Genomic DNA, 17879 nt, shown 5'->3' with positions numbered 1-17879 from the left:
GCGCCCCCATCCGCCTGTCGGCACCTTCCCCCGCGTTGCGGGGGAAGGACTCGGGGGTGGGGACTACTGGCTCTGCCCGTCCGGGTTGTCCACGGTCTGGATCTTGCGCTTGCGCAGTTCCAGCACCAGCGGCGTCAGGTCGGCGATGCGCGCCTGGATGCGCGCGCGGGCGTAGTAGTCCAGGTCGTCGCGCCGGAGCAGGCGTTTGAGCTGCTCCATGGCGTCGAACGGGCGACCCGATAGGTAGCTGGCGTCCGAATAGGCCTCGCCGGCGCGGATGCTGTCGCCGGCCTTGTCGCTGGCGCGCGCGTAGCTGAGGTAGAGGTCCGGCTCGTCGGCGTTGTCCAGCAGCGGACGCAGCAGCGAGGCGGCGAGCGTGGCCTGCGCGGTGTCGCCGCCGGCGGTCAGTGCCTTGGCATAGGCCAGCGCCACGGCGCGATCGCGCGGCGAGCGCGCGTTGAGCTTCGCATAGCGCGCCAGCGCATAGGCGCGCTGGCCGTCCTGCAACTGTGCGTCGGCCATCGCCAGTTCGAGGATCAGGTTTTCCGGATGGGCGGCGAGCAACGGCTTGAGCTGCGCGACGGCCTGCGCGCCGGCGCCGCTTCGGGTCAGCGCCAATGCGTAGCCGTAGCGGGTGGCGGGCGAGTCGAAGCCGGGCGTGCCGAAGCTGGCGCTGTAGTAGTGGGCCAGCTTGGAGGCGTCGCCGGCGAGCACGCGGGTGCGCTCGCGCATCAGCGCGTAGGTGTCCGGGCCGCCCTTGGGTTGCGCAGCCAGCAGCGCGGTGGGGTCCTTCACGTAGGCGATCGGCGCGGTGGTCTTTTCCCACTCGCTGCGCACCAGCGTGGTGCCGCTGGGACGCAGCTTCTGCGCCGCCAGCAGGGCGCCGGCGCGCGACTTGGCGTCGCTGATGCGCGAGAGCGTGACCGGATGGGTCTGCAGCAGCTCGGGCACGTCGGTGCCGCCGGAGCCGGCGCGCAGGGTGTCCTGCATGCGCTCGAAGAAGGCGGCCATGGCGCGCGGATCGAAGCCGGCGTTGGCGAGGGTCTGGATGCCCACGCGGTCGGCTTCCACCTCGTCCTTGCGGGTGAAGTTGATCGAGCGCTGCGCGAGCAGGCCCTGGCCGGCGGCCAGCACCGCCATCGGCGAATCGCCGCTGTGCGAGCCGGCGCCCGCCGCGACCGCGCCCAGCAGCACCAGCGCCATCAGCGGCGCGTCCTTCTTGGAATCCTCGAACGCGCGCTGCAGGTGGTTCTGCGTGATGTGGCCGATCTCGTGCGCGATCACGCCGGCCAGTTCGCTCTCGTCGCGGGTGATCGCGATCAGGCCCGAGTTGACCGCGATGTAGCCGCCCGGCGCGGCGAAGGCGTTGATCTCCGGATCCTTCACGATGATGAAGGCGAAGTGGTCCTTCGGCCGGTCGCTGCTGGCCACCAGCCGGTAGCCCAGGTCGTTGATGTAGTCGTCCAGCAGCGGGTCGTCCACCACCATGTCCAGCGAGCGCATCTGGCGCAGCATGGCGGCGCCGTAGTCCTGCGCATCCTGCGGGGAGATCAGCGCGTCGGCCGAGCTGCCCAGGTCCGGCAGGCGGATGTCCTCCTGCGCGCCGGCGCCGAAGGCGAGGCTGGCGGCGAGCAGCGCGGTCAGCAGGCGGGGGACGGGTCGTGGTGCCATGGCCATAGGTGGGCGACAATACATCACTAGCAGACCGCCCGCGGGCGCGCCGGTTCATCGTCCGTTGGCTTGCAAACGGGTGTCCTGCGCCCCATCTGAAAGGGCCGACGCCAAGGCCATCCGGAGTATCAGCAATGCCCAAGATCGAGGTCTATTCCACCGCCGTTTGCCCGTACTGCGTGGCCGCCAAGAACCTGCTCAAGTCCAAGGGGCTGCAGTGGAACGAAGTACGCGTGGATGCCGACCCGGCCCAGCGCGACCTGATGCTCCAGCGCAGCGGCGGGCGCCGCACGGTGCCGCAGATCTTCATCAACGACCAGCACGTGGGCGGCTACGACGACCTGGTTGCCGCCGACCGCAGCGGCAAGCTCAAGCAGTTGCTGGACGAAGCCGCATGAGCGACGCCGACGAGAGCAAGGACCGCGTGGCGGAGTTCACCGCGTTCCGCCAGCGCATGAACGAGCGCATCCTGTCCGAGGACAACCAGGTCGTGCGCCGCTTCTTCGCGCTCGACACGCAGACCTACAAGCCCGGCGCGCTCGACGTGAAGACCAAAGAGCTGCTGGGCCTGGTGGCCTCGATGGTGCTGCGCTGCGACGACTGCATCAGCTACCACGTGGCCCAGTGCAAGGAGGCCGGCGTGACCCGCGAGGAGTTCTTCGAAACCTTCAGCGTGGGCCTGGTGGTGGGCGGTTCCATCGTGATCCCGCACCTGCGCCGGGCGGTGGATTTCCTCGATCGGCTGGAAGGCGGCGAGGCCGACGGCGCCGCCTGCGCCGATCACGCCTAGATTGCGTAGGGGTGGGCTTCGGCCCACCCCATCTGCGGGGAACGCGGGCTGAAGGCCACTCCACGTGCACTGGCGGCCTGCCAGTGCGATGAACCGCAACGCTCCATGCGAGGATTTGCAACGCGCTGGCGCACCCTGCCTGCTGCCGGCATGGGGCCGCATCGGCGATAATGGCGCTCTTTGGCGTGCGCATTCCTCCCGCGCGGCCCTGAGTCCCAAGGAGCTTCCTCATGAGCAAAACCATCGCCGTGATCCCGGGCGACGGCATCGGCCCGGAAATCATGACCGCCACCCTGCGCGTGCTCGACGCGCTGGATTGCGGCCTGAGCTACGACTTCGTCGACGCCGGCATGGTGGCGCTGGAGAAGCACGGCGACCTGCTGCCCAAGCCGACGCTGGACAAGATCGCCGAACACAAGGTCGCGCTGAAGGGTCCGCTGACCACACCGATCGGCGGCGGCTTCACCTCGATCAACGTCACGCTGCGGCGCCACTTCGACCTGTACGCCAACGTGCGTCCGGCGACCAGCTTCCCCGGCACCAGGGCGCGCTACGAGAACATCGACATCATCACCGTGCGCGAGAACACCGAGGGTGCATATCTCGCCGAAGGGCAGAGCGTGTCCGAGGACGGCGAGATCGCCACCTCGATGGTGCGCGTGACCCGCAAGGGCAGCGCGCGCATCGTGCGCTACGCCTTCGAAATGGCGGTGAAGAAGGGCCGCAAGAAGGTCACCGCGGTGCACAAGGCGAACATCATCAAAACTGCCTCGGGCATGTTCCTCAACGTGGCGCGCGAGATCGCCAAGGACTACCCGCAGATCGAGTTCAACGAAATGATCGTGGACAACACCTGCATGCAGCTGGTGATGAAGCCCGAGCAGTTCGACGTGATCGTGACCACCAACCTGTTCGGCGACATCCTGTCGGACCTGTGCGCCGGCCTGGTCGGCGGCCTGGGGCTGGCACCGGGCGACAACATCGGCGAGCACGCGGCGATCTTCGAAGCCGTGCACGGCTCCGCGCCGGACATCGCCGGCAAGGGCATTGCCAATCCGTGCGCGCTGCTGCTGGCCGCGGCCGACATGCTCGACCATCTGGGCATGGTCGAGAAGGGCACGCGCCTGCGCCAGGCGATCCGCGACACCATGGCCAACGACCATGACCACGTCACGCCGGACCTGGGCGGCAAGGGCAACACGCAGAGCTTCGGCGAGGCGATCGCCCGGCGCGTGAAGGCCTGAAACGGATCGCGCGTCGCGGCTCCCGGAAGGCAGCCGCGATGCGCGAGCGAAGTGGCGGGCGTGATGTTTCCCGGTCCGCCTACGGATTCTCGGGCGGCAGCGCCCGGCGCAGGAAATCGGTGAAGTTGCGCAGGTTCGCGGCGTAGCCCTTCGGGTCGCGCGCCTGCACCAGCGTCGAGGCGCCGTGCACGCCCGCGGCCTGGCGATAGTGCGTGACGTTGCTGCCGTGGGCGTCGCGCAGCACCTCCTCGACCTTGTCTTCTTCCTCGGGCCGGGTGGTGATGTAAAACGGCACGGTAAGCTTCGCGGCGGCGCGTTTCACCATGTCCTTGTCGTCGAAATACTCGCCCGGCGAGAAGCTGGCCACGGCGGCCGCGTCCTGCGGATGCCTTGCCGCCAGCACGATGGCCAGCGAGGCCGAGTACGAGCTGCCGACCACCGCGATGCGGGCGTAATGGTGTGCCTTGGCCCAGGCCAGCGCGCCTTCCAGGTCGGGCAGGGCGTCCAGGTAATCGGCCGAGCCGCCGCGCTTCTCCACGGTCTCGTTGCGGCCGCCGAACAGCCCGTCGCCGGAGCGCTGGTCGATGGCCAGCGTGTCGTAGCCCATCTTCGTGAGCACGGGCACCAGCGGGTCGTACTCGTGCCGGCTCGCTCCGGCCTGGTGGAACAGCAAGAGGATGGCGTCGGCCTGCCCACCGGAGGCGTCCTGTCCGGATCGGCTCAGCGTGCCGTAGACGGTACCGCCGTCGCTGGCGCGCAGCGTGATGGGCTCGCCGGCGTGGACGGCGCAGGACAGCAGGATCGACAGAAGGGCGAGGTAGCGCCCGAGCAAGCGGGCAATCCGGGAAGGCATGGCGGTCGCTCCGTGTGGGGTCCGGCGATGGTAACCCTGCATGGGGGGCGCCAGTGCATTGGCCCGGTCACCTCGGCACGGCCGGGGGAGCAGAGGTTGCGGGCGGTGCCTGCACCCCGGCTATGGCGTCCGACCCGCTAGGATTGCGGAGGTCTGTCGCTCCGCACGTCGTGCCCCTGCCCATGCCACTCACCCCCTGGACCTACGTCTACTTCGCCGCCGCCGTGCAGGCCGTGCTGCTTGCGCTGGCGTTGTGGCGCCGTCCGGCGAACCGCGAGGCCAACCGCCTGCTGTCGGCCTGGGTGGCGCTGACCGGCATCGACCTCGCAGTGAAGGCGCTCTACTGGCACCTGCTGACACCCGAGTGGTTCCGAGCCTACCGCTTCGTGGCGCTGTTCCCGTTCCTCTACGGCAGCCTGTTCTACCTCTACGTGCGTGCGCTGACCCGGGATCGCGGGTTCAGGCCGCGCGACCTCGTGCACCTGGCCGGCTTCGGCGTGATGCTGGTGCTCAACGGCTACGTCCTGGTGATGGACCGCGCGCACCTGCAGGCGCTCTCGGCACGCTGGATCGCGGGCGAGCGCTCGGTCGGCGCGTGGTTCGACGTGCCGCTGTTTCTCTACAGCCTTTCCTACGTGCTCGCCGCGCTGGCGCTGGTGCGCGGCTACCGGCGACGCTTGCGCGAACGGCGGTCCGATGCGGACCGCATGTCGCTGCGCTGGATCGACGTCATGGCCGGATTCCAGGTCGTGATCTGGTGCGTGGCGATCGTGCAGGCGCTGGTCTACCTGCCGCTGGTCAACTATGGCCTGTTGTTCGGCCTGGTGGCCGCGTGGGTGTGCGTGATGGGCTGGTTCAGCCTGGGCCAGCCGCCGGTAGCGGTCGAGGAGGAACCGCCGTCCGTGCCGCCGCCCGCACCGGCCGGCGGCACGGCCGATGACGCCCGTTTCGACGCAGTGCAGGCGCGCCTGGCCGAACTGATGGGCGGCGCCGCACCGCTCTACCTGGAGCCGGCGCTGACCATCGGCCAGGTCGCCAAGCGCAGCGGCTACCCCGAGTACCTCGTCTCGGCGGTGATCAACCGGCGGCTGGGCGGCAGCTTCTGGGAATACGTCAACAGGCTGCGCGTGGAGGCCGCGCGCGAGCGACTGGCCGATCCGGACGATGCGCGCACCGTCCTGGACATTGCCTACGCCTGCGGCTTCACCTCCAAGTCCACCTTCAACGCGGCGTTCAAGCGGCAGGTGGGACAGACGCCGAGCGGCTACCGCGGGTCGATGCTGCCGCCGCCGCAGGCGGCTGCCGGGCATGCAGGGCGGCGATGACCGCGGCGACCAGGTCGCCGGTGTCGTCGCCGTACCAGAGCGAAATGCCCATGCGCACCACCACCAGTTGCTCCGACGGCACGATCACCACGTACTGGCCGAACGCGCCGCGTGCGTAGTACATGTCCCTGGGCAGTTGGGGCATGCCCCACGGGGCGTCCCAGACCGGCACCATCGTGTCGTTCTTGACGTTGAGCCAGAAGCCGGCGCCGTAGCCGGTGTCCAGCGTCCGCGAGCGGCTGTACGCCACCCAGCCTTCGGGCAGGATGCGCTTGCCGTCGACCACACCGTCATCAAGATAGAGCTGGCCGAAACGGGCGAAGTCGCGCGCCGTGCCGTAGACGCTGCCCGAACCGATCAGCGTGCCGGTCGCGTCCGCCTGGATCACCGTGTGCGCCATGCCCAGCGGCGCGAACAGTTCGTGTCGGGCGAAGCGCCCGGCCGACACGGCGTCGCCGCCGGCCGCGTCGGTGACCATCCGTCCCAGCAGCACGTAGCCCAGGTTGCTGTAGCCCCAGGCCGTGCCCGGCGGATGCTCCAGCGGCGTGTGCGCGGCATAGGCGGCCATGTCCGGCTGCAGGAAGAGCATCCGTGTCAGCGCACTCAGCACGCCGTTGGTTTCGTCGAACGGCAGGCCGCTGTCCATGCGCAGCAGCTGGTCGACCGTGACCGCATGGTGCGGATCGCCCAGTGCGCGCCAGGCGGCGACCGGCGCCGGCTGGTCCAGCCGCAGCTTGCCCTGGCGCACCAGGATGCCGATCAGCGCGTTGGTCACCGACTTGCTCAGCGAGTGCGCCCAGATCGGCGTGTCCGGCCCGTAGCCGGGAGCGTAGCGTTCGGCGACGAGCTTGCCCTGGTGCAGCACCACCACGGCCTTGGTCAGCCGCGGATGGGCCGGGTCCGGCTCGGCGAAGGCACGGTCGAGCGCTTGCTCGATGGCCGGATCGGTCGAACCCACCACGCCTGACGGAAACGGGCTGGCGATGGGCGAGGGCACGAAGCCGGCCGCTTCGGGCACGGGCCCATCGCCATGCACCAGCAGGCAGCCCAGTCCCGGCCGGAACACCGCGCGCGCGGCGAAGCCGCCCAGCACGCTGGCGTGCACCTCGCGGCGGGCGCGGTCCACACGGTAGGCGAGCGCCCAGGCGACGCCGCGCATCAATGGCGCTTCCTCCTCGCGGAACTGCCGGGCCGGGTCCAAGCCGGCGACAAAGACGGCATCGCACAGCCCGCGGCTGACCGAACCGGTGGCCACCCGCAGCATGTCCTTGCCAGTGGTGCCCATCCAGACGGCAGCGCCGGCGGCCAGCAGCAGTACGGCGGCGAGGGCGAACTTCAATGAGCGAACGATCATGGCGGTCTCCGCGAAAAGGAAGGCCAGCATGGGCGGCGGGGGCACCGTCGGCGTCCGGGCCGGCCGTTCCGTACCGCCGCAGGGCGTGCGAGCGTCCGATCCGGCCGGTTCGGACGCCGCTTTTCGTGTTTCCGGCCGGTGCGGCCGGGCCTGCCGGCAGCTCTCCGGAGCTCAACCGAGCCCTTCGACAAAGCCGCGCCGCCAGGTGGGCCAAGCCGGCCGCCACGCCAGCTCGCGCCGGGCCTTGGCATTCGAGCCGCCGCGGATCGCGGTCATCATGGACACGCCGCCCTCGCCGATGAACAACCTGGCGAGCCAGGCCGGCACGTGGTGGGGCCGCTTCGCGCCCACGGCTTCGGCCAGCGCCGGCAGCCAGCTCGAAACGGGCGCGGGCTCGTCGTCGACGATGTTGTACAGGCCCGGGTCTCCGCGCGTGACTGCCGCCACCGTCGCGCGTGCCGCATCGCCGACGTGTATGAAGGACCAGATGCCGCCGCCGTCGCCGACGAGCGGGATCCGCCGCCGCCGCACGAGCTCGACCGTCCTGCCGCCCGTCGAGATATCGGTACCGGGCCCGTACAAGAACCCGTAGCGCAGGGCGATCGCCTCGATACCCTCCGCCCTGTGCACCGCGTCCTCGAGATACCGGAGCGCCGCCAGGGTCTTGCCGAAATGCGCGGGCGGATGCGGATCGAGCGGCGCGTCTTCGGTCTTGATCGGCCCACCCTCCCGGGCGAACGGCCACCCGCAGAAGCTCTGGGCGATGAAGCGGCGTGCGCCCGCCTTGCGTGCCGCGGCGAGCATCACGTCCGTGACCTCGGTACGCAGGCGGTTGGTCCGGGCGAAATCCTCGTCGAACCTCCTGAGGTCGATGGCCGCGGGGATGGCCGTGAGCTGGTGGATGACCACCTGCGGCTTCGCGTCCATGATGGCCACCGTCAATTGCGCCTTGTCGAAGGCGTCGGCAACGGCCACGTGCGCCCCCAGCGCCCGTAGCTGTTCGGCCTTGTGCGCCGACCGGCCCAGCACGACGACTTCGTGCCCGGCTGCCAGCAGGAGTGGCACCAGGCTCTTGCCGATGGCCCCGCTACCGCCCGCGACGAACACCCTCACAACAGGCTCCAGCGAGACGCGAGCCCGTAGAGATGCGCGAGTCCGACAAGCAGGCACAGGCCGGAGGACACCATCCAGAACAGCCCCGAGTTGCCCGGGAAAAAGCGCCGCAGCCATGGAAAGGCAAGCGCACGTCCCAGATAGGCGGTACAGACGAGCAAGAGCACGGCACGGGTCAACGGCAGGCGGGCCACGACGCCGGCGCCGGACAGCGCATAGGCGGACCCGGTCGCCAGGATGCCGGCGATGGCCCAGGTGGCGAGCGCAGGCTCGGGCTTGCCGGCCTCGACGGCGCGGGCGACCTTCTCGCCCGCGCCCATGAAACGGTATGCGGGCGCGCCGATGGCGATGCAGGCCAGATGCGCTGCCGCGGCCGCGGCGTCGAAGCATGCGGCAGCGACAAGCACCTGGGCGCCCGGCGCGGTCACGATGGCTGCCTTACGCGTCCGCGTCCAGCGGCTTGCGCTGCAGGACCACGTGGCGCTGAAGGGAATCGAGCTCGCAACCGACGATGCGGAAACCGTGCTTCAGATTGAGCATGATCATCGACGGGTTGTCCGTCCTCGTGCGCGTCTCGACGAAACGGAAGCCGTCCGTGCGCAGGTCGCGGTGTTGAAGCTGCATGAGTGCGGTGGCGATCCCGCATCGCCGGAATTCGGTCCTCACGCCGCCCAGCCAGCTGAAAAAGCTGCCCGGCATGCCGGTGTGGCCGAGCTTGAAGCCGACGACGTTGCCGCGGTCGCGCGCCGTCCAGAGCGACAGCCCGTGCACCATGCCGGCGCGTGCCTCGATGTGGACCGGGTCCAGGCGCGGAAGCACTTCGCGGCAGAGCTCCAGGACGATCGCGACCGCTTCATCGCGCGGGCCGTCGAACCGCGCAAAGGTCGGTACGCCCGGCGGCGCTGCCGTGCGCGGCGCGTTTTCGGTCGTGGCTGCGGTGGACGGCAAGTCCATGGTCGTTGTCCTGTTGGTGGTCATTCCGGAGCGGGGATTTGACGGCGTCCGTGTGGCGCGGGCATGGCCCGGCCGCGTCTATATCCAGACATCGTTGCGGGCCGTTCGCTCGCCACCCTCGTCCCCGGTGTTCAGGACGCCGCGCGGCTCGATCAGCAGCATCCTCACCTCGTGTTCCGCATACGGCTTGTGCTCGACGCCCTTCGGCACGACGTACATCTCGCCCTTGCCCAGGTTCACGTGGCCGTCCCTGAAGTCGATCCGCAGATTGCCTTCGAGAACGATGAAGGTCTCGTCGGTATCGCGGTGGTCGTGCCAGATGAAATCGCCCTGGATCTTCACGATCTTGAACTGGTAGTCGTTCATCTCGGCGATCACCTTGGGCGCCCAGTGCTCGTCGAACAGACCGAACTTTTGCTCCAGGTTTATCGGCTCGTAGCGCACGGCGCGTTCTCCAGGCTGGACGGTTTCGAAGGGGACGGAATCGGGATCGGGCTTGCCATCAGGAACGCGTCGGCCAAACGGCCCGGGTCAGGGACGGCGCGCCTCGATCCCTCGACTCTACGTCGCGGCGGCGATCAATGGGCGCCGGGCTTGTAGCTGCCACCGATCGTGCGCGCGGCGATGTTGATCCGGTTCCAGCCGTTGATGGTGGCGACCAGCAGGGTGAGGTCGACCAGCCCCTCTTCATCGAAGTGCTGCCGGGCCTGCTCGTAGAGCGCGTCGGACACTGCTTCGTGCGAGTTGAGTTCGGTCAACTCCTCGGCCCAGGCCAGGGCGATGCGTTCGCGCTCGCTGAACAGGGTGGTCTCGCGCCATGCGGGCAGCACGTACAGGCGCTGCTCGGTTTCGCCGCCGGCGCGGGCGTCCTTGCTGTGCATGTCCAGGCAATAGGCGCAGCCGTTGATCTGCGAGCAGCGCATCAGCACCAGTTCGATCAGTGCCGGCTCCAGCCGGCCGGCGGCGTGGATCTGCTTGCCGAGCTCGACCAGCGGCATCATTGACTTGTAGTGGCGTTGGATGGCGAAACGGGACATGTGGAACTCCTGGTGGGTAAGACGGCGTTGGGAAGGCGGCCCGGATGCGGGCCATTCGATGCAAGGACGCGGCAGCCACGTTTTTCGTGACTGCCGCCGGCCGGTGAACCCTCAGCCGTGCTCGCCGACCGTGTAGCTGCCGCCGATGGTGCGCACGGCGATGTTGAGCCGGTTGAAGCTGTTGATCACGCCGATCAGCAGGATCAGGTCGACCAGCGCAGCATCGTCGAAGTGCTGGCGGGCCTGCTCGTAGAGGGCATCCGGCACCGCCTGGGGCGAGGCCAGCTCGGTGAGTTCCTCGGTCCAGGCCAGGGCGATGCGCTCGCGCTCGCTGAACAGGTTGGTCTCGCGCCAGGCCGGCAGCACGTACAGGCGCTGCTCGGTTTCGCCGGCGGCGCGGGCGTCCTTGCCGTGCATGTCCAGGCAATAGGCGCAACCGTTGATCTGCGAGGCGCGCATCAGCACCAGGTCGACCAGCACCGGTTCGAGGCGGCCGGCAGTGCGGATGTTCCTGGCGACGGTGACCAGCGGCATCATCGCCGGGTAATGGGGTTCGAGGGGGAAGCGGGACATCGGGGACGCTCCTTGGCATGCACGGCTCGGAATGGGCCGTTCAGTGCAAGGACGCCGCGTGCTCCGGTTTCGTGACGGCCAGCAGCCGCGCCAGCTTGCCGGGATGCCGCAGCCCGTGGATGGCGGTGATGCGCTCACCTTCGCACTCGACCCAGATCACCGAGCTCAGGGTGCCGCCCGCCCACATCAGCAGCGCCGGCGCGCCGTTGAGGGTGGTCAGCTCGTAGTGCGGCAGGTAGAGGCGCGCATTGGTGGCGATCTGCATGTACAGGCGGGCCAGCCGCTCCGCGCCGTGCAGCGGACGCAGCACCGCGCGGACCACGCCGCCGCCGTCGCTGATCTGGATCGCGTCCTCGGCGAACAGCGCGCGCAACGCGTCCAGACTCGGCTGCGCCATAGCGGCGACGAAGCGCTCGAGCATGCGCCGCTGCGCCTGTGCATCCACGCTGAAGCGCGGCCGCCCTTCGCGCAGGCGGGTCCTGGCGCGGTGCACGCGCTGGCGGCAGGCGTCCTCGCCGATGCCGAGGATCGCGGCGGCCTCGGCATGGCTGTAGTCGAACACCTCGTTGAGCAGGAAGGCGGCGCGTTCGTCCGGGCTCAGCCGTTCGAGCAGCAGCAGAAAGGACAGGGTGATCGTCTCGCCGCGCTCGGCCTCGGCCTCGGGATGCTCGGCCTCGGGCACCAGCGGCTCGGGCAGCCAGGGACCGGTGTAGTGCTCGCGCTCGGACTTGGCGCGGCGCAGGCGGTCCAGCGCCAGGCGCGTAGTCACGGTGACCAGCCAGGCTTCGGGGTCGTCCAGCACGGTGGTGTCCTGCGCGTGCCAGCGCAGCCAGGCGTCGTGCAGCACGTCCTCGGCGTCGGCCGGCGTGCCGAGCATGCGGTAGGCCAGCCCGAACAGGCGCGGGCGGTGTTGCTGGAACAGGGCGGTCTGGCTATCCATGGGCTTCTCCGGTGGGATACGGCCAGGACGCGCGACCGGCGCGAAACGTGACCGGCCCAGGCTCCTAGCGCACCAGCGGCCAGGGCGCCAGGAACACCAGCCAGATCAGCAGCACGATGCCGGCGTACTTCAGGCCACGGAACAGTTTCGGGTGGCGCCGCTTGAACGCCTTGCTGCGCTCGCGGCTGCGCTGGTTGAGCGCGAACATGCGGTTGACGAAGCCGACCTTCTCGCTGCCGGCGTCGGAATTGGGCGAGGCGGTGATCTTGCCCATGAACGCGCCAACGCGATGGTTGATCGCGCCCATCCAGCGCGTGCGCAGCGGTCGCTCGATGTCGGCGAACAGGATCACGCGGGTCTGGTCGGTCTTGTTCTCCACCCAGTGCACGTAGGTCTCGTCGAACACCACGTCCTTGCCGTCGCCCCAGGCGTGCTCCTCGCCATCGACGAAGATGCGGCAGTCGCGCGAATTGGGCGTGATCAGGCCAAGGTGATAGCGCAAAGATCCCGCGAACGGGTCGCGGTGCGGATTGAGCTTGCTGTGCGGCGCCAGCGTGGCGAACATCGCGGCCTTGATGCTGGGGATCGCCTTGAGCAGCTCGACGGTCTTGGGGCACAACGCCTCGGCCGAGGCCAGCGGCTCGCCGTACCACTTGAGGTAGAAGCGCTTCCAGCCCTGCTTGAAGAAGCTGTTGAAGCTGGCGTCGTTGTGCTTTTCCGCGGCGCGGATGTAGCCCTCGTCGAACAGGTGCAGGGCTTCCTCGCGGATGGTCTGCCAGTTGGCCTGCAACAGGTCCAGTTGCGGGAAGCCGCGGCGGTCCAGGATCGGCCGCGCCGGCACCGCCGAGAAGGCGTACATCAGCAGGTTGTACGGCGCGAAGATCGCCGAGTGGTCGACCAGCTGGCGATCGAAGCGCAGCCGTGCCCGCCCGCGCAGGTGCACCAGCAGCACGCAGAACGCGAACAGCAGGAACAGCAGCAGGACGATCAGGCGGGGGGTGAGGATCATGGGCTGGATCGTGGGTAGGGCGCTTCATTCTACGCTGGCGCGCCTCGCTCGGAGCGAGGCTTGCTCCCTCTCCCCTCCGGGGAGAGGGCTGGGGTAAGGGGCGGCTCTTGCGGCAGGCGTAGATCGAAGCATGGCTCTGGTGCTGTTCCCCGCAAGCCCCGCCCCCTCACCTCAATCCTCTCCCCGTAGGGGAGAGGAAGCAAAGGCAAAGAGCCATGCTCATGCCCTCACCTCAGTCCTCTCCCCGGAGGGGAGAGGAGGCAAAAGCGCCGCTAATCCGTCACATCCGGCTCGAAGAAACTCCAGCGGATCTCCGGAAACTGCGCCTTCATCGCCCGCTCCACCGTATTGATCGCCTCGATCAGCGCGCGGTCGCCGGCGCACGGCTCCATCTTCGCCTTGACCGACACCATCACGTCCGCGCCCATCTGCAGCGTGATCAGGTTGAGCACCTGCGCCACCTCCGGGCGGTTTGTAAGGAACGCCTGCAGCTCGGCGCGGCGGCGCGGCTCCACGCCCTGTCCGATCAGCAGCGCCTTGACCTCCACCGCCAGCGCCACGGCCACCACCACCAGCAGCACGCCGATCGCGATGGTGCCCATGGCGTCGAACATCAGGTTGCCGGTGAGCATGGTCGCGCCCACCGCCAGCGCCGCCAGGCATAGGCCGATCAACGCCGCCAGGTCTTCGCCGAAGATCACCAGCAGCTCGCTGGAGCGCGTCTCGCGGAACCACGTCCACAGGTTCTGCTCGCCGCGCGCCTTGTTGACCTCCTGCATGCAGCCGCGCATCGAGATGCCCTCGGCGACGATGCCGAACACCAGCACGCCCAGCGCCAGCCACGGCCACTTCAGCGGTTCGGGATGGCTGAGCTTGTGCACGCCCTCGTAGACCGAAAACATGCCGCCCACGCTGAACAGCAGGATCGCCACCAGGAACGACCAGAAGTACAACGCGCGGCCCCAGCCCAGCGGGTACTCGTCCGAGGGCGGCCTCTTCGCCTGGCGCATGCCCAGCAGCAACAGGCCCTGGTTGCCGCAGTCGGCCAGCGAATGCACCGCCTCGGCGAGCATCGCGCCCGAGCCCGTGACCACCGCGGCGACCAGCTTGGCGATGAAGATGGCGAAATTCGCGCCGAGCGCGAGGAAGATCGCCTTGAGTGAATTTGCGTGGCCGGACATGCTTCGATTCCCTGCGGTTGGCCGGTCAGTTTAGGGCAGGTGGAAGATCGGGCGAACCGGTGGAATCGCCCTTCGACTGCGCCTGCGGCCCGCGCCCGGGGCGAACGCCTCTGGTCAGGCCGAAGCACCGAAGTCGAAGGGCCTGACGCGAGGCGTCAGCGGATGCCGACGCCTACGCCCACGCCGAAGTGCACGTTGTTCTTGCCCTTGTTCATCTCGTCGGCGGTCCACACGTGCGACTGGTTCACCTGCACCAGCGGGAACACGTAGTCGGCCTGGCCGACCTTGCCCGCGCGGCTGCCGCTGAGCTGGCCGCTGACCGTGATCAGCCCGCCGGCCGGGTAGTCCAGCGACTCGACGTAGCCGGGCATCACCGCGATGAAGCGCCCGCCGCCGCTGTCGTTGGCCTGCGGCCGCTGCGACTTGTCCAGCGGGTAGGCGAGGATTTCCACCTCGCTGTGGTCGGCGAGGTTGTTGACGCCGACGATGCGCCCGCCCCAGATCACCTGGCGGCTGGCGAACTGCTCGGGCGACTGCGAGACCTGGAAGGGCTGCGCGGTCACCGCATCGGGCGCGGCCTTGTAGATCGGCGCGGGGGCGCAGGCCGCCAGCGCGAGCAGCGTGGCCGGCACGAGCGAACGGAACATGATCGAAGCGAGGCGGATGCGCATGGCGGGCTCCTGACCTTGGCGGGAAGGCCGCGGCGGAACGCCGCCGCGGTGCGCAGCGAGCTTAGCGGCGACCGTGTGAACGCGGTAGCGGCGACGGTGGCGGCGCGGCGGCGCCTTCCTCGGCCAGCCAGTCCAGCCGCCACTCGGCCGGGCGTTCCTGCGACAGCAACCGCGCCAGCGCGCGCAGCGGTTCGCGCAAGCTCTCGTCCAGCTTCCACGGCGCGTTGACGATGGCCATGCCCGAACCGTTGAGCCGCAGCGGCGAGTCGTCCGGATGCACCAGCAGCTCGGCGCGCAGCACCCGGCGGGCGCCGCAGTGGCCGAGCCAGCGCAGGAACGGCTGCACCTGACTGCGCTGCTTGACCGGATACCACACGGCGTAGACGCCGGTCGGCCAGCGCACCAGCGCAGCCTTGAGCGCCTGCTCGATCAACCGGTACTCGGCTTCCTGCGCCTCGTAGGGCGGATCGATCAGCACCAGGCCGCGCTTCTCCTTCGGCGGCAGCAGCGCCTTGAGCGCCTCGTAGCCGTTGCGCTCGTGCACGTGCATGCGCCTGTCGTGGTGGAACAGCTCGCGCAGGCGCGCGGCCTCCTCCGGGTGCAGCTCGCACAACTGCGCGCTGTCGGTCTCGCGCATCGCGCGGGCGGCCTGCAGGGGCGAGCCGGGATAGAGCTTCAGGCCGTGCTCGTTGCCGGGCAGGGCGAGCAGGCCGTCCAGCCAGTGCCGCAGCAGCGGCGGCAGCGTGCCGCCGGCGCTGGCGTGCGGACCGACGTCGGGAAACAGTAGCCGGCCCACGCCATCGCGCCACTCGCCGGTCTTCTCGGCCTCCTTGCCCTCCAGCGCATAGCAGCCGCTGCCGGCGTGGGTGTCGATCACGGCGAATGGCGTGGGCTTGGCCTTCAGCGCATCGATCAGCGCGGACAGCACGATGTGCTTGAGGACGTCGGCGAAATTGCCGGCGTGGTAGGCGTGGCGGTAATTCATCGCGCCAGTATAGGGGCGGCGCGCCTTCAGTCCGTCGCGTTGTGCGCCTCGCTGACGCCCATCAGTTCCGGTTGTGCCGCCGCGCCGCGCCGGCTCAGCCACGGATGCGCGAACACCGCGGCCAGGATCACCGCCACGCCGAGGTAGAACGGCCAGGCCAGCTCGCGCTGCTCGCCCAGCAGCACCACCGCCAGCACGATCGCGTAGACCGGTTCCAGGTTGGTCACCATCTGGGTGCCGAATGCGCTCAGGTGGCGCAGCGCGACCAGCGCCAGCGCGAACGGCAGCAGCGTGCAGCCGAAGGACAGCAGCACCAGCAGGACCGCATCATGTGCGCCCGGCAGCACGAACGCGGCCCCGGCATGCGGCAGCCACGGCACCAGCAGGCTGAGGAACAGCGTGCCGGTGCCCAGTTCCAGGCAGGTCACCGTCAGCGGGTCGCCGTGCTCGACCAGCCGCTTGTTGCACGCGCTGAACAGCGCCACCAGCAGCGCCGAGGCGGTGCCCACCACCAGTCCCAGCCGCATCGCCGTCGGCACGCCGCCGACCACCAGCGCCACGCCTGGCACTACCGCCACGCCGAGCAGCAGTTCGCGCGGATCGAAGCGGCGGCGCGCGATCCAGGGCTCGACGAAGGCCAGGAATACCGGCCCGAGCGCGATGCAGGTCGCACCCACCGAGGCATTCGAGAGCTTGATCGCCGCATAGAAGGTGAGCCAGTGCAGCGACACCAGCACGCCGATGCCCGCATACGCCCAGCGCAGCCGCGCCGGCATCGCACGCAGTCCGCGCCACACCCGCGGCGTCGCCAGCAGCGCCAGCGTCACCAGCAGCATGCGCCACCACACCAGCGCCGAGGCCGGCAACGTGATCAGCTTGCCCAGGATCGCGGTGAAACCCCACAGCACCACGCAGAAGTGGATCTGCAGGCGGGCCTTGGCAATGGCTTGCATGGTGGACGTGTTCGCGCGGAGGGGAGGCGCGATTGTAGGAGGCGACGGGGTTGTTCGGATGGCCGATCGCGCGAAAGGCGCCCATCCGCCTTCGGCACCTTCCCCCGTTGCACGGGGGAAGGCTCGATCGTGAGGCCTCACGTCCAGTCATCCCCGTACCCGGGCTGGTTCGACCGGGAAGGGCGAACAAATCCTTCCCCCGCGCGCGGGGGAAGGTGCCCGAAGGGCGGATGGGGGCGCTCCCGCGGGTGACCGCAACCTGCGGCTACTTCACCTCGCGCGACGGAATGTTGATGCTGCACAGGTCGATCGCGCCGGCCGGGTTCGTGTAGAACGCGTCGCGGCGATTGCGCTTGGCCTCGACCAGCTTGGCGAACGTGGGGCTGTCGGTACGCAGCACTTCGATCTTCGGCCGCTGCGCCGCGGGCAGGTCGGCAGCCAGCCGCACCGACTCGATCGGTACCCGCATCGACTTGTCCGTATAGAAGCCCATCGGCGCCGGCCCGCGCGGCAGGGCGGAGAGCAGCTCCATGCCCTCGATCACGCGGCCGGCCACGGCCAGGTTGCGGTCCAGTCCGCGCGGGGCCTGGCCGATGATCGCGTAGAGCGCACTGCCGTTGCCGGTTTCGGGTCCGACGTCGCGCGCCACGCCCACGGTGCCGTAGCAATGCGTGATCCACTCGCGGCCCCCGGCCGGATCGCGCGCGACGGGGAAGCCTTCGGAGAAGCCCACTTCCTTCGCGTACACGTCGCCGTCGCGGAGCGGCGTCCACTCCAGCTTCGGATCGATCGCGCGGGTGAATTCCGGCGGCAGGGTCGCCTTGGCGCTGCCCAGCGGCTTGACGTGGGGCTTGTCCTCGTCGTCCGCGGCCGGATCGTCCCACTGGGTGACGAAGTTGTCCTGCACGCGCACGATCGCCAGCCCGTCGAAGTAATGCTCGCGCACCAGCGTGCGGATGTTGGCCGCGTGCAGCGGGGTGAAGTCCGGCGCCAGCTCGATCAGCACGTGGCCGCTGGGCAGCTTCATGTCGAGCAGGTTTGCCGGATCCGGCGTGCGCCATTCCTGCGGTTTCGATTGCGCCAGCAGTTCCTTGGGCGTCGGCGTGGGCCTGGCGTGGTCGGCCAGCGCGGGCAGGGCGAACAGGCTGGCGAGCGTGATGGCGAGAAGCGTGCGGCGCATGCGAAGGTCCCCTGCTGGCATGGATGAAGCCCGAAGCTTATAGCGT

At 69.3% G+C, this 17879-nt stretch carries 20 protein-coding genes; 4 read left to right on the top strand and 16 right to left on the bottom strand.

What is annotated here, in order from left to right:
* Nucleotides 1-63: 63 nt before the first annotated feature.
* Nucleotides 64-1677: a M48 family metalloprotease gene (locus tag AAIL17_RS10480; RefSeq protein ID WP_424682784.1), complete on the bottom strand. Its 1614-nt coding sequence runs from the start codon at nt 1675-1677 to the stop codon at nt 64-66.
* A 128-nt stretch (nt 1678-1805) separates the two neighbouring features.
* On the opposite strand from AAIL17_RS10480, the gene grxC reads away from it, so the two are divergent.
* The 3 genes from grxC (at nt 1806) to AAIL17_RS10465 (ending at nt 3705) form a co-directional block, all read left to right on the top strand.
* Nucleotides 1806-2069, top strand: coding sequence for a glutaredoxin 3 (gene grxC, locus AAIL17_RS10475; protein ID WP_424682783.1), 264 nt, complete (start codon nt 1806-1808; stop codon nt 2067-2069).
* Nucleotides 2066-2461, top strand: a complete 396-nt coding sequence (locus AAIL17_RS10470) for a carboxymuconolactone decarboxylase family protein (RefSeq protein WP_424682782.1) — start codon at nt 2066-2068, stop codon at nt 2459-2461. The genes grxC and AAIL17_RS10470 overlap by 4 nt, the downstream gene beginning before the upstream one ends.
* 230 nt (nt 2462-2691) lie before the next feature.
* On the top strand, nt 2692-3705 hold the full coding sequence (locus AAIL17_RS10465; protein ID WP_424682780.1) for an isocitrate dehydrogenase: 1014 nt from the start codon (nt 2692-2694) through the stop codon (nt 3703-3705).
* Nucleotides 3706-3784: 79 nt separating this feature from the next.
* On the opposite strand, the gene AAIL17_RS10460 is transcribed toward AAIL17_RS10465, so the two are convergent.
* Nucleotides 3785-4558, bottom strand: coding sequence for an alpha/beta hydrolase (locus AAIL17_RS10460; RefSeq protein WP_424682778.1), 774 nt, complete (start codon nt 4556-4558; stop codon nt 3785-3787).
* 182 nt (nt 4559-4740) lie between these two features.
* On the opposite strand from AAIL17_RS10460, the gene AAIL17_RS10455 reads away from it, so the two are divergent.
* Nucleotides 4741-5883: a helix-turn-helix domain-containing protein gene (locus AAIL17_RS10455; protein WP_424682776.1), complete on the top strand. Its 1143-nt coding sequence runs from the start codon at nt 4741-4743 to the stop codon at nt 5881-5883.
* Here the strand turns inward: AAIL17_RS10455 and AAIL17_RS10450 are convergent.
* The 14 genes from AAIL17_RS10450 to AAIL17_RS10385 form a co-directional block, all read right to left on the bottom strand.
* Nucleotides 5792-7237: a serine hydrolase domain-containing protein gene (locus AAIL17_RS10450; protein WP_424682775.1), complete on the bottom strand. Its 1446-nt coding sequence runs from the start codon at nt 7235-7237 to the stop codon at nt 5792-5794. The two genes, AAIL17_RS10455 and AAIL17_RS10450, sit on opposite strands and share 92 nt — an antisense overlap.
* Before the next feature lie 171 nt (nt 7238-7408).
* Nucleotides 7409-8350: an NAD-dependent epimerase/dehydratase family protein gene (locus AAIL17_RS10445; RefSeq protein ID WP_424682774.1), complete on the bottom strand. Its 942-nt coding sequence runs from the start codon at nt 8348-8350 to the stop codon at nt 7409-7411.
* Nucleotides 8347-8778, bottom strand: coding sequence for a hypothetical protein (locus AAIL17_RS10440; RefSeq protein WP_424682773.1), 432 nt, complete (start codon nt 8776-8778; stop codon nt 8347-8349). The genes AAIL17_RS10445 and AAIL17_RS10440 overlap by 4 nt, the downstream gene beginning before the upstream one ends.
* Before the next feature lie 10 nt (nt 8779-8788).
* Nucleotides 8789-9304, bottom strand: coding sequence for a GNAT family N-acetyltransferase (locus tag AAIL17_RS10435; RefSeq protein ID WP_424682772.1), 516 nt, complete (start codon nt 9302-9304; stop codon nt 8789-8791).
* 78 nt (nt 9305-9382) lie between these two features.
* On the bottom strand, nt 9383-9748 hold the full coding sequence (locus AAIL17_RS10430) for a cupin domain-containing protein (RefSeq protein ID WP_424682771.1): 366 nt from the start codon (nt 9746-9748) through the stop codon (nt 9383-9385).
* 134 nt (nt 9749-9882) lie between these two features.
* The gene (locus tag AAIL17_RS10425; RefSeq protein ID WP_424682770.1) at nt 9883-10341 is read right to left on the bottom strand and encodes a carboxymuconolactone decarboxylase family protein; all 459 of its coding nucleotides are present in this window, start codon (nt 10339-10341) and stop codon (nt 9883-9885) included.
* Nucleotides 10342-10452: 111 nt separating this feature from the next.
* Nucleotides 10453-10914 carry a carboxymuconolactone decarboxylase family protein gene (locus AAIL17_RS10420; RefSeq protein WP_424682769.1) on the bottom strand — a complete coding sequence of 154 codons (462 nt, stop codon included), beginning with the start codon at nt 10912-10914 and terminating at the stop codon, nt 10453-10455.
* Between the two features lie 40 nt (nt 10915-10954).
* On the bottom strand, nt 10955-11854 hold the full coding sequence (sigJ, locus tag AAIL17_RS10415; RefSeq protein ID WP_424682768.1) for an RNA polymerase sigma factor SigJ: 900 nt from the start codon (nt 11852-11854) through the stop codon (nt 10955-10957).
* Nucleotides 11855-11918: 64 nt separating this feature from the next.
* A complete protein-coding gene (locus AAIL17_RS10410) occupies nt 11919-12863 on the bottom strand; it encodes an aspartyl/asparaginyl beta-hydroxylase domain-containing protein (RefSeq protein WP_424682767.1) in 945 nt (314 codons plus the stop codon).
* A 272-nt stretch (nt 12864-13135) separates the two neighbouring features.
* The gene (locus tag AAIL17_RS10405) at nt 13136-14044 is read right to left on the bottom strand and encodes a cation diffusion facilitator family transporter (protein ID WP_424682766.1); all 909 of its coding nucleotides are present in this window, start codon (nt 14042-14044) and stop codon (nt 13136-13138) included.
* Between the two features lie 155 nt (nt 14045-14199).
* Entirely contained in the window at nt 14200-14715 is a 516-nt protein-coding gene (locus tag AAIL17_RS10400; RefSeq protein WP_424682765.1) for a Slp family lipoprotein, read from the bottom strand.
* Nucleotides 14716-14776: 61 nt separating this feature from the next.
* Entirely contained in the window at nt 14777-15700 is a 924-nt protein-coding gene (locus AAIL17_RS10395) for a 23S rRNA (adenine(2030)-N(6))-methyltransferase RlmJ (protein WP_424682764.1), read from the bottom strand.
* Nucleotides 15701-15726: 26 nt separating this feature from the next.
* Nucleotides 15727-16653, bottom strand: a complete 927-nt coding sequence (locus AAIL17_RS10390) for a DMT family transporter (RefSeq protein ID WP_424682763.1) — start codon at nt 16651-16653, stop codon at nt 15727-15729.
* A 265-nt stretch (nt 16654-16918) separates the two neighbouring features.
* Nucleotides 16919-17833, bottom strand: a complete 915-nt coding sequence (locus tag AAIL17_RS10385; protein WP_424682762.1) for a peptidylprolyl isomerase — start codon at nt 17831-17833, stop codon at nt 16919-16921.
* Nucleotides 17834-17879: the final 46 nt, after the last annotated feature.

It is taken from the genome of Frateuria sp. YIM B11624, assembly GCF_049727805.1.
Lineage (GTDB): Bacteria > Pseudomonadota > Gammaproteobacteria > Xanthomonadales > Rhodanobacteraceae > Frateuria_A.
This window is presented reverse-complemented; position numbering and strand designations above follow the sequence as displayed.

What these genes read in the sequence shown, in the direction of transcription:
- AAIL17_RS10480 (WP_424682784.1), bottom strand. Translation starts at nt 1,677, where the DNA reads ATGGCCATGGCACCACGACCCGTCCCCCGCCTGCTGACCGCGCTGCTC.
- grxC (WP_424682783.1), top strand. Translation starts at nt 1,806, where the DNA reads ATGCCCAAGATCGAGGTCTATTCCACCGCCGTTTGCCCGTACTGCGTG.
- AAIL17_RS10470 (WP_424682782.1), top strand. Translation starts at nt 2,066, where the DNA reads ATGAGCGACGCCGACGAGAGCAAGGACCGCGTGGCGGAGTTCACCGCG.
- AAIL17_RS10465 (WP_424682780.1), top strand. Translation starts at nt 2,692, where the DNA reads ATGAGCAAAACCATCGCCGTGATCCCGGGCGACGGCATCGGCCCGGAA.
- AAIL17_RS10460 (WP_424682778.1), bottom strand. Translation starts at nt 4,558, where the DNA reads ATGCCTTCCCGGATTGCCCGCTTGCTCGGGCGCTACCTCGCCCTTCTG.
- AAIL17_RS10455 (WP_424682776.1), top strand. Translation starts at nt 4,741, where the DNA reads ATGCCACTCACCCCCTGGACCTACGTCTACTTCGCCGCCGCCGTGCAG.
- AAIL17_RS10450 (WP_424682775.1), bottom strand. Translation starts at nt 7,237, where the DNA reads ATGATCGTTCGCTCATTGAAGTTCGCCCTCGCCGCCGTACTGCTGCTG.
- AAIL17_RS10435 (WP_424682772.1), bottom strand. Translation starts at nt 9,304, where the DNA reads ATGGACTTGCCGTCCACCGCAGCCACGACCGAAAACGCGCCGCGCACG.
- AAIL17_RS10425 (WP_424682770.1), bottom strand. Translation starts at nt 10,341, where the DNA reads ATGTCCCGTTTCGCCATCCAACGCCACTACAAGTCAATGATGCCGCTG.
- AAIL17_RS10420 (WP_424682769.1), bottom strand. Translation starts at nt 10,914, where the DNA reads ATGTCCCGCTTCCCCCTCGAACCCCATTACCCGGCGATGATGCCGCTG.
- sigJ (WP_424682768.1), bottom strand. Translation starts at nt 11,854, where the DNA reads ATGGATAGCCAGACCGCCCTGTTCCAGCAACACCGCCCGCGCCTGTTC.
- AAIL17_RS10410 (WP_424682767.1), bottom strand. Translation starts at nt 12,863, where the DNA reads ATGATCCTCACCCCCCGCCTGATCGTCCTGCTGCTGTTCCTGCTGTTC.
- AAIL17_RS10405 (WP_424682766.1), bottom strand. Translation starts at nt 14,044, where the DNA reads ATGTCCGGCCACGCAAATTCACTCAAGGCGATCTTCCTCGCGCTCGGC.
- AAIL17_RS10400 (WP_424682765.1), bottom strand. Translation starts at nt 14,715, where the DNA reads ATGCGCATCCGCCTCGCTTCGATCATGTTCCGTTCGCTCGTGCCGGCC.
- AAIL17_RS10395 (WP_424682764.1), bottom strand. Translation starts at nt 15,700, where the DNA reads ATGAATTACCGCCACGCCTACCACGCCGGCAATTTCGCCGACGTCCTC.
- AAIL17_RS10390 (WP_424682763.1), bottom strand. Translation starts at nt 16,653, where the DNA reads ATGCAAGCCATTGCCAAGGCCCGCCTGCAGATCCACTTCTGCGTGGTG.
- AAIL17_RS10385 (WP_424682762.1), bottom strand. Translation starts at nt 17,833, where the DNA reads ATGCGCCGCACGCTTCTCGCCATCACGCTCGCCAGCCTGTTCGCCCTG.